This is a genomic window from Salinisphaera sp. S4-8, from assembly GCF_040361235.1.
GTDB lineage: Bacteria > Pseudomonadota > Gammaproteobacteria > Nevskiales > Salinisphaeraceae > Salinisphaera.
The window spans coordinates 169,366-183,736 of the sequence record NZ_APNF01000002.1 but is presented as its reverse complement, the minus strand read 5'-3'; the positions used below and the strand labels follow the sequence as shown (position 1 = coordinate 183,736).

The 14,371-nt window shown below is 63.0% G+C and carries 17 protein-coding genes; 4 read left to right on the top strand and 13 right to left on the bottom strand.

The window, feature by feature from the left end; translation table 11 throughout:
* The first annotated feature begins 113 nt into the window (after positions 1-113).
* Positions 114-680, top strand: coding sequence for a dCTP deaminase (dcd, locus tag S4A8_RS03505; protein ID WP_353219045.1), 567 nt, complete (start codon positions 114-116; stop codon positions 678-680).
* Between the two features lie 15 nt (positions 681-695).
* On the opposite strand, the gene S4A8_RS03500 is transcribed toward dcd, so the two are convergent.
* Genes S4A8_RS03500 through S4A8_RS03485 form a run of 4 tightly spaced genes read right to left on the bottom strand, consistent with a single transcriptional unit; the run spans position 696 to position 3,451 of the window.
* The gene (locus S4A8_RS03500; protein ID WP_353219044.1) at positions 696-1,457 is read right to left on the bottom strand and encodes a DUF3108 domain-containing protein; all 762 of its coding nucleotides are present in this window, start codon (positions 1,455-1,457) and stop codon (positions 696-698) included.
* Entirely contained in the window at positions 1,426-2,118 is a 693-nt protein-coding gene (purN, locus tag S4A8_RS03495) for a phosphoribosylglycinamide formyltransferase (protein WP_353219043.1), read from the bottom strand. The genes S4A8_RS03500 and purN overlap by 32 nt, the downstream gene beginning before the upstream one ends.
* The gene (purM, locus tag S4A8_RS03490; protein ID WP_353176851.1) at positions 2,115-3,158 is read right to left on the bottom strand and encodes a phosphoribosylformylglycinamidine cyclo-ligase; all 1,044 of its coding nucleotides are present in this window, start codon (positions 3,156-3,158) and stop codon (positions 2,115-2,117) included. Before purM ends, purN begins: the two co-directional genes overlap by 4 nt.
* The gene (locus tag S4A8_RS03485) at positions 3,155-3,451 is read right to left on the bottom strand and encodes a hypothetical protein (RefSeq protein WP_353176852.1); all 297 of its coding nucleotides are present in this window, start codon (positions 3,449-3,451) and stop codon (positions 3,155-3,157) included. The genes purM and S4A8_RS03485 overlap by 4 nt, the downstream gene beginning before the upstream one ends.
* Before the next feature lie 26 nt (positions 3,452-3,477).
* On the opposite strand from S4A8_RS03485, the gene S4A8_RS03480 reads away from it, so the two are divergent.
* On the top strand, positions 3,478-4,530 hold the full coding sequence (locus S4A8_RS03480; protein WP_353176854.1) for an AI-2E family transporter: 1,053 nt from the start codon (positions 3,478-3,480) through the stop codon (positions 4,528-4,530).
* A gap of 28 nt (positions 4,531-4,558) precedes the next feature.
* Complete coding sequence (gene hda, locus S4A8_RS03475) at positions 4,559-5,245, top strand: DnaA regulatory inactivator Hda (RefSeq protein WP_353176856.1); 687 nt, start codon at positions 4,559-4,561, stop codon at positions 5,243-5,245.
* A gap of 1,296 nt (positions 5,246-6,541) precedes the next feature.
* Here the strand turns inward: hda and S4A8_RS03470 are convergent.
* The 8 genes from S4A8_RS03470 to S4A8_RS03435 all read right to left on the bottom strand — a co-directional run bounded on the left by S4A8_RS03470 (position 6,542) and on the right by S4A8_RS03435 (position 12,510).
* Positions 6,542-6,898, bottom strand: a complete 357-nt coding sequence (locus tag S4A8_RS03470) for a DUF2069 domain-containing protein (protein WP_353219042.1) — start codon at positions 6,896-6,898, stop codon at positions 6,542-6,544.
* Positions 6,898-7,515, bottom strand: a complete 618-nt coding sequence (gene wrbA / locus S4A8_RS03465; RefSeq protein WP_353176860.1) for an NAD(P)H:quinone oxidoreductase — start codon at positions 7,513-7,515, stop codon at positions 6,898-6,900. Before wrbA ends, S4A8_RS03470 begins: the two co-directional genes overlap by 1 nt.
* The gene (locus S4A8_RS03460; protein ID WP_353219041.1) at positions 7,512-7,907 is read right to left on the bottom strand and encodes an arsenate reductase family protein; all 396 of its coding nucleotides are present in this window, start codon (positions 7,905-7,907) and stop codon (positions 7,512-7,514) included. Before S4A8_RS03460 ends, wrbA begins: the two co-directional genes overlap by 4 nt.
* Before the next feature lie 40 nt (positions 7,908-7,947).
* On the bottom strand, positions 7,948-8,568 hold the full coding sequence (locus tag S4A8_RS03455; protein WP_353176863.1) for a transglycosylase SLT domain-containing protein: 621 nt from the start codon (positions 8,566-8,568) through the stop codon (positions 7,948-7,950).
* 103 nt (positions 8,569-8,671) lie between these two features.
* The gene (locus S4A8_RS03450; RefSeq protein ID WP_353219040.1) at positions 8,672-10,372 is read right to left on the bottom strand and encodes a proline--tRNA ligase; all 1,701 of its coding nucleotides are present in this window, start codon (positions 10,370-10,372) and stop codon (positions 8,672-8,674) included.
* A gap of 95 nt (positions 10,373-10,467) precedes the next feature.
* Complete coding sequence (locus S4A8_RS03445; protein ID WP_353219039.1) at positions 10,468-10,878, bottom strand: M67 family metallopeptidase; 411 nt, start codon at positions 10,876-10,878, stop codon at positions 10,468-10,470.
* Positions 10,879-10,956: 78 nt separating this feature from the next.
* On the bottom strand, positions 10,957-11,940 hold the full coding sequence (locus tag S4A8_RS03440; RefSeq protein ID WP_353219038.1) for a cation efflux transmembrane domain-containing protein: 984 nt from the start codon (positions 11,938-11,940) through the stop codon (positions 10,957-10,959).
* 42 nt (positions 11,941-11,982) lie between these two features.
* The gene (locus S4A8_RS03435) at positions 11,983-12,510 is read right to left on the bottom strand and encodes a L,D-transpeptidase family protein (RefSeq protein ID WP_353176868.1); all 528 of its coding nucleotides are present in this window, start codon (positions 12,508-12,510) and stop codon (positions 11,983-11,985) included.
* Between the two features lie 230 nt (positions 12,511-12,740).
* Between S4A8_RS03435 and S4A8_RS03430 the strand changes: the two genes are divergently transcribed.
* Complete coding sequence (locus S4A8_RS03430; RefSeq protein WP_353219037.1) at positions 12,741-13,754, top strand: isocitrate dehydrogenase; 1,014 nt, start codon at positions 12,741-12,743, stop codon at positions 13,752-13,754.
* A gap of 354 nt (positions 13,755-14,108) precedes the next feature.
* Here S4A8_RS03430 and S4A8_RS03425 read toward each other — a convergent pair whose 3' ends face one another.
* Positions 14,109-14,315 carry a hypothetical protein gene (locus tag S4A8_RS03425; RefSeq protein ID WP_353219036.1) on the bottom strand — a complete coding sequence of 69 codons (207 nt, stop codon included), beginning with the start codon at positions 14,313-14,315 and terminating at the stop codon, positions 14,109-14,111.
* Positions 14,316-14,371 lie beyond the last annotated feature (56 nt).

Genomic DNA, 14,371 nt, shown 5'->3' with positions numbered 1-14,371 from the left:
GCATTGACCGGGCAACGATACGCCATCGCGACGCCGAACTCAGCCCGCGGATAGGCGTGGGGTGCGACAAGCAGCTAAACTGCGCGCTTTGCCCGCCGCGCAGAGTCGAGTCGATGAGTATCAAATCGGATAAGTGGATCCGCCGCATGGCGTCCGAACACGGCATGATCGAGCCGTTCGAGCCCGGCCAGGTCAAGGAAAACGAAACCGGGCGTATCGTGTCCTACGGCGTATCCAGCTACGGCTACGACGTGCGCTGCTCGCCGCATTTCAAGATATTCACCAATATCAATACCGCGGTGGTGGATCCGAAAGCCTTCGACGAAAAAAGCTTCCAGGATTTCGAGGGCGATACCTGCATCATTCCGCCCAACTCGTTTGCCCTGGCCTCGACGGTGGAATATTTCCGTATTCCGCGCAGTGTGCTCACCATCTGTCTGGGCAAGTCCACCTATGCCCGCTGCGGCATTATCGTGAACGTCACGCCGCTGGAGCCGGAGTGGGAAGGCCACGTGACCCTGGAATTCTCCAACACCACCACACTGCCGGCCAAGATCTACGCCAACGAAGGTGTGGCCCAGATGCTGTTTCTGGAATCGGACGAAGTCTGTGAAACGTCCTACAAGGATCGTGGCGGCAAGTATCAGGGCCAGCGCGGCGTGACCCTGCCGCGCACCTGATATGCCTGTGGTGCGCTAGCGCTCAAGCGCGGTGAGCTGCATCCGAAAGACGCCGGTCTTGGGTTTTTCGTGCTCGACCTGTACCGGAATCCAGTCGGCGTTGCGGGCCAGCCAGAAGCGCAGGCCGCGCTTGGGGTCGTCCACGCGCTCGATCTTGAGCGTGTCGTAGCGCCCGGCCGGGGTCTTGATCCGGCCGCTATCGCTGGCCCGTAGGCGATAGGTCTTGTGCTTCTTTTCGTCGATGAGCTCGAAATCGCGCTCGCCGGCGTTATCCGGATCGGCGGTGCTGGCCACCCAACGCCGTGCCGCAATCTGAATCGATAGTGGGTCGAAGGCCTGTTCGCCCAGGGACAGGGTTTTGGTATCGCCGGCTTCGCTGCGATAGGTCACTTCATGGTTCGACCAGTCGAAGTCGAGCGTATAGCTGTCTTCGGTGTTGCCCTGCATATGATGCGAAAAGTGCTGCGGGCGAACCACGCCGTCTTCGATACAGAAACGGCTTTCGTCGTTCACGTCGCCCACGAACACCCGCACGATGGCGTTCGGGTTGGCTTCGCCGCGAAATACAAAGCAATTGTCGCTGCCGTCGTGGGCGAGCGAAAACCGGGTGGTGCCGAGGGTGACCGCCCCACGTTTGACCTTGAACTGGGCATCGAACGGTTGCATTACATCGGCTCCGGCAAGCGGTGAAAACAGCAGGGCGAGCAGCAGCACGCCGAGCGCGACCCAGCGCGTGGGTCGCGGCTCATGAAAGCGCCAGCCGGTCGTAGTGGTCATGCGGGCAGTGCTCCTGCAGGCGCTGGTCGCGCCAGACCACGCCGTCCTTGAAAAACACGCGCCCGGCCACGAGTTCGGCCAACGCGGCGGGGTAGAGACGTTGCTCGACCTCGGCCATCACCCGCTCGGCGAGTGTGTCCGGCGTATCGTCGGCCTCGACCGCGATACTGCCCTGGCGAATGAGCGGGCCGTCATCCAGATCCGGGGTGACGAAATGTACGCTCGCGCCGTGGCGGTTGTCGCCATTGGACAGCACGCGCTCGTGGGTGTCCAGACCCTTGTAGGCAGGCAGTAGCGACGGGTGAATATTGACGAGTTTGCCTTCGAAGCGTTCCACGAAGGTCTGGCTCAATATGCGCATGAAACCGGCCAGCACGACCCAGTCCGGCCGGGCTGCGGCGATGCGCGCGGCAAGCGCGCGGTCGAAATCCTCACGGTGTCTGAAACCGCTGGCCTCGATACAGACACAGTTAAGCCCGGCCAGACGCGCGATCTGCATGCCCGGCGCATCGGCGCGATTGCTGAGGACCAGCGCGATTTCCGCCTTCAACTCGCCCGCATCGATCGCCTGGATGATCGCCTGCAGATTGCGCCCGCGCCCGGAAATGACCACCACCAGTCGCGGCAATGCCGGCGTCGTTTGCTCGGTTTCGATACTCAAACCAGGCGAACGGCGTCGTCGTCGGCGTTTTCGCGCGCGTGTATGTGTCCGATTTCAAAGACCTGTTCGCCGGCGCCGGTGAGCACATCAATCGCCTGGGCGCGTTGATCGGCCGGTACCACCACGCAATAGCCAATGCCGCAGTTGAAGGTGCGCGCCATTTCGCTGTCGCTGACGTTGCCGGCCTCGGCAAGCCAGTCGAAGATGGCCGGGCGTTTCCAGGCGCTGCGCTCGATGGTCGCCGCCAGATGATCCGGAATCACGCGGGCGAAGTTCTCGGCCAGCCCGCCGCCGGTGATATGGGCCATGGCCTGCACATCCACTGCCGCCAGCAATGCCTGGATGGCCTTGACGTAAATGCGCGTGGGCGCAAGTAGCGCATCGGCCAGACTCTGTTCGCCCAGACGTGTTTCCAGCGTGGCCCCAGCCACCTCGAGAATACGGCGCACCAGCGAGTAGCCGTTGGAATGCGGACCCGAGGCAGCCAGGCCGAGCACGACGCTGTCTTCGGCGAGGCGACTGCCGTCGATACGTTTGTCGTATTCGACCACGCCCACACAGAAACCGGCCAGATCGAAATCGCCGCTGGCATACATGCCGGGCATTTCCGCGGTTTCGCCGCCCACCAGCGCCGCGCCGGCCTGGCGACAGCCCTCGGCGATGCTCTTGATCACGGGCGCGGCAACTGCGGCGTCCAGATGCGCGGTGGCGTAGTAGTCGAGGAAGAACAGCGGTTCGGCGCCGGTGACCAGCACGTCGTTGACGCACATGGCTACCAGATCGATACCAATGCCGTCGAAGCGCTTCGCATCGATAGCCAGGCGCAGCTTGGTGCCTACACCGTCGGTGCCGGATACCAGTACCGGCCGGCGATAGCGATCCACCGGCAACTCGAACAGGCCGCCGAAACCGCCCAGGCCGCCGATCACTTCGGGCCGACGGGTGGCCTCCACCGGTTCGCGGATTTCATCGACCAGACGATTGCCGGCATCGATATCCACGCCGGCATCGGCATAGCTCAGAGAAGGACGTTGGCTCACGTGAAATCGCTCGCGGTTGAAAGAGATTGAACCCGATGGGGCCGGTCGTGCGTGTTATTGTAACGCGGGTATCCGAGGCTGTTGCCAGCCCTGTCGATCGCAGCGATCCGGCAGTGGCCGGGCAGGCACGCATGCACCAGCGTGCCAGCGATTGGCGGATACGCAATTTGACCGAGCTTGCGGTTGTTCAACGTCGTTTCCATGTCGAGGTATGCGTGCAACACCAGTGGATTGACCGGGGCCGCACCGGCCGGCACGCCATCGCAGCGTGCATTCGCGCGCAATCGGTGCATGCCATGACATTCGGGGGCTAGCGTTCATGCTGAAAAGCCAGCGCAATATCTTCATCGGCCTGGTCGTATTCGTGGTGTTCACGATCTGGCTGCTGGGCTCGATTCTGACCCCGTTCATCATCGGTGCGGGGCTGGCCTATATGTGCGATCCCGTTGTCGACCGCCTCGAGCGTTTGCGCATGTCGCGTACCAGTGGCGTGGTGGTGGTGTTCGCGGTGGTCACGGTCGTGCTGTCGTTGTTGATGCTGTTGTTGCTGCCGCAATTGCAGAAGCAGCTCAATACGCTGATCCAGAATCTGCCGCGTTATCTCGACTGGATTCAGCGGGCCACTGCCCCCTACCTGGGCTCGTTCGGTCGCAATGGCCATTCGCTCGACGTGGAGTCGATCAAGACGCTGATTGCCGACAACTGGGGTACGGCCGGCGGGTTTGCCACTACTGTTGCCAAGAAGGCGTTTTCCTCGGGCACCGCGCTCATGGCGATCGCCATGAATCTGCTGCTGATCCCGGTCATCATGTTCTATCTGCTGCGCGACTGGGATCACATGGTCGCCTGGATCAAGTCGCAGCTGCCGCGTCGCTATGTCGGCACCATCAGCGAACTCGCACAGGAAACCGACCAGGTGCTGGGCCAGTTCATTCGCGGCCAGTTGCTGGTCATGACCGTGCTCGGTTCGATCTATATCGTCGGCCTGTGGCTGGCCGGCCTCGATCTGGCCCTGGTCATCGGCCTGGGCGCTGGGCTGGTGAGTTTCGTGCCCTATGTGGGCGTGATCAGCGGCCTGCTGGTGTCCAGCATCGCCATGCTGGTACAGACGGGCGATCCGTTCCAGCTGGTCTGGGTATTCATCGTGTTCGGCATCGGCCAGGTGCTCGAACAGGTGATTCTGCAGCCGCTGCTGCTCGGCGATGCCATCGGCCTGCATCCGGTCTGGGTGATCTTTGCGGTGCTCGCCGGTGGTCAGATCCTGGGCTTTGTGGGCGTGCTCATTGCCTTGCCGGTGGCTGCGGCCATGGCCGTGATCGTGCGCTATGGCGGGCGCCAGTGGCGTTCCAGCCGGGCCTATCTCGACCACTGATGTTCGTGTTCTGGACGGGGCCGCGCTGATGGCGACACAGTTGATTCTGGGCGTACAACTGCCACAGAGCGCGACCCTGGATGCCTTTGTCGGCGAGACCAATGCGCCGGTACGCGCGGCGGTGGCCCAGATCGTCGACGGGCGTAGCGAGCGGCTGTTCGTACACGGCCCCGAGGCCAGCGGCAAGACGCATCTGTTACAGGCCGCCTGTCGCGCGGCGGGCGATGCCGGCGCACGCAGTGTTTATGTGCCGCTGGAACAGGTCGCCGATCAGGCCGAATCCTTACTGGCCGGACTTCAGGATATGGACTGCGTGTGTATCGACGACGTTGCCGCGATTGCCGGCGATCGCGATGCCGAGATCGCGCTGTTGAGTCTGACCGACGGCCTGCGTGCCCGTGGCGGGCGCCTACTCGCGGCCGATCGCCATCCACCGGGCGAAATCGGTCTGGCGCTGCCCGACCTGGCCAGCCGCCTGGCCTGGGGCGGGGCGATCGCCACCGCCGAACTCGACGATGCCGATAAGCATGCGCTACTGGTCGAGCGCGCTGCCCAGCGCGGCATGACCCTGCCGGATGCCACCGCACGCTGGCTGTTGCGCCACGGCGCACGCGACGTCCCGGCGCTTATGCGCGCGCTGGATACCCTCGATCATGCCTCGCTCGCGGCGCATCGACGCCTGACCATTCCATTCGTCAAGCAGATCCTCGGCTAACGCCGGGCGGCGGTAGTTCGTTTTCGCCCGCGCATGGGCTTGGGTCTTCCAATCTGCGAAATCTGAGGTTCCGCTTTAACAACGAAGCCGCCGAACAGCGCGGTTGAAAACGTCCGCCCACATCGGGGCCTGTCTGCGGAGTGCCTTTAGGGTGTTATGCGATGGTTCCCGAAAGGCAGTGATCCGCAGATTACGCAGATTTAATGATTTGGCCGTGGCGGGCGATTGGCTTACATCGGCCTTTTGGGCGGGGTGGCGTTGGCTGCAAAAAACCGTCCGCAGATCGACGCAGATCACGCAGATCGAAAAGAGATTTATTGTGGTTCGTTGGCGCCTGGCGCATAGGCGGCGCTCTTCTAATCTGGGTCATCTGTGAAATCTGTGGATCCGTTTGAAGCCCGAAGCCGCCGAACAGCCCGATTTAACACGCCCGCCCACATCGGCGCCTGTCTGCGGGCTGCCTTTAGGGTGTTATGCGATGGTTCCCGAAAGCCAGTGATCCGCAGATTACGCCGATTACGCAGATTTAATGATTTGGCCGTGGTGGGGGATCGGCTTACATCGGCCTTTTGGGCGGGGTGGCGTTGGTGGCAAAGAACGGACCGCAGATCGACGCAGATCACGCAGATCGAAGAGAGATTTATCGCGGTTCGTTGGCGCTTGGCGCATAGGCAGCGCTCTTCTAATCTGCGTCATCTGCGAAATCTGCGGTTCCGCTTTAAGCACTCCGCAGACAGGCCCCGATGTGGGCGGACGTTTTCAACCGCAAAACGTCCGCCCACATCGGGGCCTGTCTGCGGAGTGCCTTTAGGGTGTTATGCGATGGTTCCTGAAAGCCAGTGATCCGCAGATTACGCCGATTACGCAGATTTAATGATTTGGCCGTGGTGGGCGATCGGCTTACATCGGCCTTTTGGGCGGGGTGGCGTTGGCGGCGAAGAACGGTTCGCAGATCGACGTAGATCACGCAGATCGAAGAGAGATTTATCGCGGTTCGTTGGCGCTTGGCGCATAGGCAGCGCTCTTCTAATCTGCGTCATCTGCGAAATCTGCGGTTCCGCTTTAAGAACGAAGCCGCCGAACAGCACGGTTGAAAACGTCCGCCGACATCGGTGCCCGTCTGCGGTGTGTATGTGGCGTGAACATCAGACCCTCAGGCGTTCGGGTAATCGGACCGTCGCCTTATTCGCGTGTCTTCGCTTTCATTTGCGGACAACCTGCCTGCTTGAGCGTAGTCAGCAGCGTTTCATACCTAACCGAGAGCGCGTTTGAAGCGCGGATGTCGCAAAGCAACGGTTAGGAGCCACGCCGCTGGGCTTCGCGCTCGCGCGCATCCCATTTGGCGAATACTACGGTGCCTACGAACATGGCGATACTTGCACCCAGGCACAGGTCCACCGCCAGGCTGGGCTTGCCGGAAATATATTCGACCATCGCATAGGCCATATAGAACAATGCCGCCATCGACGCCCAGGCCGCGGTATAGATACGGGCCCGCGCCAGCCCGTTGAGCGAGGCCAGCAGCGGCAGGCTGAAGATCGAGGCCAGTAGTAGCCGCTCCATGGTGTGCACACCGGCAATCCAGAACAGGCTCGCGATCAGTGCGATATTGCCGAGTACGGCCATCAGCAGGGCATAACGGGACCAGCGCATTACGATTGCCCCAGCTTGAGTGCGGTTCGGGCCACGCGCTCGCCCAGATTGCGTGCGAGCTGGCGTTCGATATCGGTGAGCGGGTGATCGCCCATGACGCCGGACACGTGGCTGGCGCCGTAGGGCGTGCCGCCGCTGTCGGTTTCGGCGAGCAGATTGTCGGCGGTATAGGTCAGGCCCAAGATCAACATGCCATGGTGGAGCAGCGGCAACATCATGCTGGTGAGCGTGGTTTCCTGGCCGCCATGCAGGCTGCCCGTGGAGGTGAACACCGCGCCAGGCTTGTCGGCGAGTGTACCCGATAGCCACTGCCCCGACAGGGTATCGATGAAGTGCTTGAGCGGCGCGGCCATGTTGCCGAAGCGCGTGGGCGAGCCCAGGATCAGCCCGGCGCAGTCTTCGAGATCGTCGTGGCTGACATAGGGCGCGCCTTGTTCGGGCACCGCCGGTGCGCTGGCCTGCGTATCGGGCGAGACCTCGGGCACGGTGCGTACACGCGCCTGCATCGGTTTCGCACGGGCCACGCCGCGGGCAATTTCATTGGCCAGTGCCGCGGTGGCGCCGTTGCGGCTGTAGTAGAGCACGAGAATTTCGTTACTTGAACGCGCGTTGCTCATGAATCGGAGTCCTGACGAGAGTCGATAAGTTCGAATACGCGCTCGGGCGGGCGTGCGATGAGCGCGTGTGTGCCAAGCTGGATTACCGGGCGTTGCATGAGGGCCGGCTGATCCAGCAACAGGCTTAGCACGCGCTCGCGATCGAGCGTCTGCGCGCTGTAGCCACTGTCTGCAAACGCCGTATCACCGGTGCGCACCAGCGATGCCGGTGGGCTGTCCAGCCCAGCGAGCAACGCGCCCAGCTCTGCGGCGCTGGGCGGATTTTTCAGATAATCGCGCACTTGGGGGGTATGCCCGGCCTCTTCGAGCAGCGCCAGGGCCGCCCGTGATTTGGAACAGCGTGGGTTGTAGTACAAACGCATGGCAGTGGCGGGTGAAAACGGGCGGCTCATCCTGCGGCGCGCGTGTCGACAACGCAATGCCGCGTAGCGATCAGCGGGCGTACCAGCGTGTCTGCAACGCACTGGCCACCCGCGACGGATACCAGTACTGGCCGAGGCTGCCGTTGTAGCGCGCCAGCGCACGGGTGAGATCGCCATCTTCCTTGTCGAGATAGAAGGCCAGAATCGTGCAGCCGTAACGCAGGTTGGTGCGCATATCGAAGAGGTTGTCGTCGGGTCGGCCGATTTCGTCGATCCAGAACGGCATGATCTGCATCAGCCCGATCGCGCCCGCCGAGGAAACGGCAAAGCGTTGAAAGGCGGATTCGACCTGGATCAGCGATAGCACGACCTGCGGGTCCAGCCCGGCACGCGCGGCTTCGGCATGCACGGTCTTGAGCAAAGCCATACGCCGGCCCACATCGGGCATGAGCCGCTCCAGGCGGGTCGACATATCCAGCAGCCACACCTCGGCCTCGAAACGGTTGGAAAACGTGGCCGAATCGTGAACCGCGTTCATGAGCGCACGTCGCAGTGCCGGGTCCACCGTCTCCGGCTGGGCTGCGGCGGCATGCCCGGGCGTGCTCGCGAACACCGCGCAGCCCAGCGCGGCGCAGCACAGCATGCGCGCCAGCCACCGGCGAATACGCGATTGCGGATACGTCTCGGACAAACTCGCTCCCCGTTACCCCGGATTCGTCGGCCGTCGATGCGGCCCGCGCGAGTCGAGCGCGGCGCCGGCATGTCGTATGGCCAATCTTCGACGTTATCGGCGCCTAGCGACCCAACTTTTGGCGCAGCGCTTCAACGCTGTGTTCGATCTGGCTGTTTTCGCTGTCGCGACGGCCCTTGTATTCGAGCGTGCCGGCCTCCAGCCCGCGATCGGAAACGACCACCCGATGCGGTATGCCGATGAGCTCGGCATCGGCGAACATCGGGCCCGGGCGCAGGCCGCGGTCGTCGAGCGCAACATCGATGCCCACCCGACGGCATTCGGCATACAGGTTTTCGCAGGCTTCACGCACCGCCGCCGACTTATCGGCCTTGATCGGGATGATGACCAGCTCGAAGGGGGCGATCGCGGTGGGCCAGCAAATGCCGGCGTCGTCGAAGCACTGCTCGATGGCGGCGGCGACGATGCGCGATACGCCAAAGCCGTAGCAGCCCATTTGCGGGGTCACGGACTGGCCGTTTTCGTCGAGTACGCTCAATTCCAGCGCACGGCTGTACTTGTCGCCAAGCTGAAACACATGGCCGACTTCGATGCCGCGCAGAATCGACAGCGGCGAGCCGTCCGGGCTCGGATCACCCGCCACCACATTGCGCAGGTCGGCGAATTCCGGCTCCTGCGTATCGCGACCCCAGTTGAAATTCACGAAGTGCACGCCATCGCTGTTGGCGCCCACGGCCATGTCTGCGGCGTTCTGGACCGCGTAATCAGCGATTACGCGTACATCGACACCCACCGGGCCGAGCGAGCCCGGGCCGGCGCCGAAATGCTTGCGGATGACGGCTTCCTCGGCGAATTGAAGCGGCGTGGCGATGCCGTCGATGCCCTCGGCCTTGATTTCGTTGAGCGTATGATCGCCGCGCAGTACCAGCAGCACCGGGCGCTCGTCGTCGCCCATGACCACGATTGCCTTGGCGGTGGACTCGGCCGGCAGATCGAGCGCGCTGCACAGCTCGGCGATCGTGGCGACACCGGGTGTGTCCACACGGCGCAGCTCGCCGGTGGCGCTCGGGCGCGGCGTATCGCTGGCCCGCGTTACGGCGGCTTCGATATTGGCGGCATAGCCACCGTTTTCGGCGACCGCGAGTTCGTCTTCGCCGGCATGGGCGAGCACGTGGAATTCCTCGGACTTCGCCCCGCCGATCGCGCCGGAATCCGCCGCGACCACGCGGTAATCCAGGCCGATGCGATCGAGAATACGCGCATAGGCGGCGCGCATGACGTGATATTCGCGATCCAGATCCGCGGCGTCCATATGAAAGGAGTAGGCATCCTTCATGATGAATTCGCGCGCGCGCATCAAGCCGAAACGCGGCCGGATCTCGTCGCGGAACTTGGTCTGGATCTGGTAGAAATTCACCGGCAGCTGCTTGTAGCTGCTGAGATCGCGCTTGGCGTAATCGGTGATGACTTCTTCATGGGTCGGGCCGAAACAGTACTGGCGATCGAGCCGGTCGGTCATGCGCAGCATGAGATCGCCCATGGCGTCCCAGCGCCCGCTCTGCTGCCAGAGTTCGGCCGGTTGCACGGCGGGCATGAGTACTTCCAGCGCGCCGGCCGCGTCCATTTCCTCGCGCACGATGTTTTCCACCTTGCGCAATACCCGCATGCCCAGCGGCGTCCAGGTATACAGGCCGGCACCGAGCTTGCGGATCATGCCGGCACGCAGCATCAGCTGATGCGACACGATTTCGGCATCGGCCGGGGTTTCCTTGGTAGTGGACAGGGCGAAGGCGGATAGACGCATGGGCGAAGGCCGGTTGGGTCGATGAGCGAATCAGCCCGCGATTCTACAAAAAAGCAGGGCGCGCCGCGCAAAGCGCCAGGCGCGCGCGGGGCGGGTCAATCCAGAATCGTGAGCACGCGTTCGCGCATGGCGGCGTTTTCGCGCTGCCAGGCGCGCATTTCCAGTACGCCCTTGATGTTGAGCGAAATGATCAGATACAGCGCATCCGGATAGCCCAGGCCTTCCAGATCGTGGACCGAGGGCTCGGGCGGTGCGCTCGGGTGCGAGTGATAGATCGCGAGCATGCGTTCGCCGCGCTCGCGCATGGTCTTGAGCGCGTCGATCTGACCGGCCGGGTCCATTTCGAAACGACAGGCGGGCTGTGCGGCCACATTGGCGACCGGATAGATCTCATGCGGCATGCCGGCGCGCTCGCTGACACAACCGCAGACTTCGGCGTCCGGCTGTTTCTGGGCTTCGAACAGCAGCCGGGTGGCCAGCATCCGGCTCATCTTCACGGGTTTCACGCCTGGATCCTTTATCTGCAAAAGACGCGCATCATAGCGCCCGATACCAATTCAAACGAGCGCGGCACGCGCACAGGGCTAGTGCGCGGTACGAATCGCGTTCGCGCAACGCTCGGCGCTGACCGGGACCAGTTCGAAATCCAGCAGGCGCCAATCCAGTGACTCGATATCGCGGCGTGCGCGTTCGAAGCGCTCAAGCACGTCGTGCGTTTGCGGGTGTGGGCAGACAAAGGCAATACCGGTCAGGCGCCGGCCTTCCTCGCGCAGGCGTACCCGGGCTTCGGCGACCCAGTCCAGCGCTTCGAGATGATCGCGCAGTTGCTGGCTCAAGGGATCGACTTCGCTGGTGCCGAGCTTGCGCGGCACCTCGTCGATGAGATCGCACACGGCGGTATGCAGATGGCGCAGGCCGTGACGCAGGATATCGGCGCCGATGATCAGCGTGGCCACGAAATCCGCCCACCACAGCCCCAGGCCGATACCGAGTACGCCCACAATGGCCGCACCGCCCGCCAGCCAGCTCGCGCGGCCCATGGTCGCATCCGCATACAGGCCCTTGTCGTGCAAATCGATCGCCAGACGCTGGCGCGAGCGCCCGGCAATCACCGGTACGAGCATGCTGTAGGCCAGCGCGGCGAGCACCGGCCAGCCGGCCCAGTGCCAGATCGGTGTTTGCCACCAGCTTTGAAGGGCCGGATGCTTGAGTTCGATCAGGCCGCGCAAGCCGACATACAGCAGAAACAGGCCCATGGCCGATAGCGCCAGCGCGCCGCTGAGAAAGGCGATGGTGCCGGCACGATAAAACCCGTAGGGAAAACGCGGCCGGGGCGGCAGACGCTCGACCCGGCAGGCCACGAGAAACGCCACGGGCGGCAACAACGCCCACAGGCTTTTCAACCAGATGGCGGTGAGTGACTGGGTCGTGCCCAGCGCGAGATACAGCGCGCCCACCGCCGTGATACGCAACATCAGCGTCAGCCATTCGACACGCCGTGCCCGCGCGAGCGCGCGTTGTTTGGCCGCGGGCAGGCGGTTCGGGTCGCGCGGTGCGTGTTCGGTCATGACCGGGCCGCAACGCCGACGAATGCCGGGTACGCGTTGCGATCAGGGATAAATATGAATCCGCGTACCATCGCTCACGCGCTCCCAGATCGTATCGATCGCTTCGTTGGAAACCGCGATACAGCCGTTGGTCCAGTCGCCCTCGCGCTCGCGATCGTCGTAGTCCGGCTGGCCGTGGATCATGATCAGATCGCCCGGATCGGTGCCGCGGGCGGCGGCATCGCGACGGTCGCGCTCGTTCGGATACGAAATATGGATCGAGCGGTGGAAGATGCTGTCCGGATTGCGCCAGTCCAACCGGTAAAAGCCTTCAGGCGTGCGGTTGTCACCGCGCTGACGCTTTGTGCCGACAGGATTCTTGCCGAGCGCGATCGGAAACTGATCGACCAGTTCGCCATCGGCATACAGATACAGCACGCGATTGGCCTTCATCACCACCACCAGGTCCACTGGTGGTCGGTTGCCATCGTCGGCATAGTCCTGGGCGGGCGCGGCCGTGGCCAGCATCAGCCCCAGTGTTGCCAGCGCAAAGAGCAGCAAACGGATCGTAGGGGTTGCTTTAAAGCGCATGGCGAGCTCGGTTGAAAACGAAACAACGCGCAGGGTGCGCGCGGCAGATGGCAATTCTGCCGCGCAGTGCGCGCTTGCGCCAACCGTAACAATGCGCAGGGTTCAGGCGCCGCGCTCGCATGAAACCGCGACACGCCCTAGGATGAGCTCAGCAGCATACGTATCCCGAAGGCGCGCCGCCGGGCGGCGGTTCGTCGCGCCAGCCTATTTAGCAATCTAGAGGAATCGACATGAGCAAGACGCCGGTCACAGTCATCAAGGGCGACGGCATCGGCCCGGACATCGTCAACGCGGCACTGCGCGTGCTCGACCGTCTGGATACCGGTTTCGACTACGAAGAGGTCATCGTCGGCCAGGCCGCGCTCGACGCGGGCGAGTCCGACGTCATGCCGGAGTCCGCACTCAAGTCCATCGAGCGTACGGGGCTGGTACTCAAGGGCCCGGTCACCACGCCGTCCGGCAAGGGGTATCGCTCGGTCAATGTGGCCATGCGCAAGCATTTCGATCTCTATGCCAATGTCCGGCCGACGCTGTCGATGCCCGGCACGCAGTCGCGCTACAACAATCTCGACATCATCACCGTGCGCGAAAACACCGGTGGCATGTATTCCGGCCAGGGCCAGAAGGTCTCCGAGGATGGCAACCGGGCCGAGGCGCTGTCGGTGATCACCCGCTCCGAATGCGAGCGCATCATCCGTTTCGCCTTCGATATGGCGCGGGCGCGCGGTCGGCGCAAGGTTACGCTGGCGCATAAGGCCAACATCATGAAATCTACCTCCGGTTTGTTTCTGGAGGTCGGGCGCCAGATCTCGGAAGAGTACGACGATATCGAGCACGACGAGGTGATCGTCGACGCCTGCGCGATGAAGTTGGTCATGCATCCCGAGCGCTTCGACGTCATCGTTACCACCAATCTGTTCGGCGATATTCTCTCGGATCTGTGTGCCGGGCTGATCGGCGGCCTGGGCCTGGCGCCGGGCGCGAATATCGGCGAAAGCTGTGCCATGTTCGAAGCCGTGCACGGCAGCGCGCCGGATATCGCCGGCAAGGGCATCGCCAACCCCACGTCGGTGATTCTGGCCGCGGCGCTCATGCTCGAGCATGTCGATCAGGCGGAAAACGCCAATCGTCTACGTCGCGCGGTGCGGTCGGTGGTTGCCGAGCATGATCGGGTCACCCCGGATCTGGGCGGCAACGCCACCACCGAGCGCTTTACCGACGCGGTCATCGAACGGTTGGGCTAGCGCCCGGGCAGGGTGTGGCGTTCTACCCGGCGCCGCACCCTGCGCCATGACTGCCGGGCGCGGATACGCCTGTTCTTAATCGATTCGGCACCAAAACAGCTGACTTGGACCGCTGTTTTCAACGCCATTGAAAAACGAATGACCGCACCTTGCCGGTTGTGCGTGGTTCGGCGGCTTCGCGGTCTTCGGCCGCGCCGCGCAAGCGCTCGCATGTGCGTATTCAAGTCGGAAATCCCCTGTGTTTATGGCGGGTTAACAAGGCCTTAGAACGGTCATGGGCCATGGCGGGCATGGCATGGCTGATGGGCCAAGCTCGATGCCTGGTGCGAATGCCCCATGTTCGTCGGCGCAATGCTAGGCGTTGCTGCATTGTTGCTGGTGTATGCCAGCAATGTCGCGCAATGTCGGTATGGGTAATAATGAGTACAGGCGCGCATCGCGATTGCGGCCTGTTGCCAACGCCGACGGGGAGATGAAGATTACCGTGGCAAGCGCGCGCAACATCTGTAACGTGCGCGGAAAGTAACCGAGTCGGCAAGGCGTTGGCACGGTTTCGTGCATTAACTTGTCTCGAACGTGCTGCAAGCGTTCGGATTTCGATACGACGTCGGCTGCGG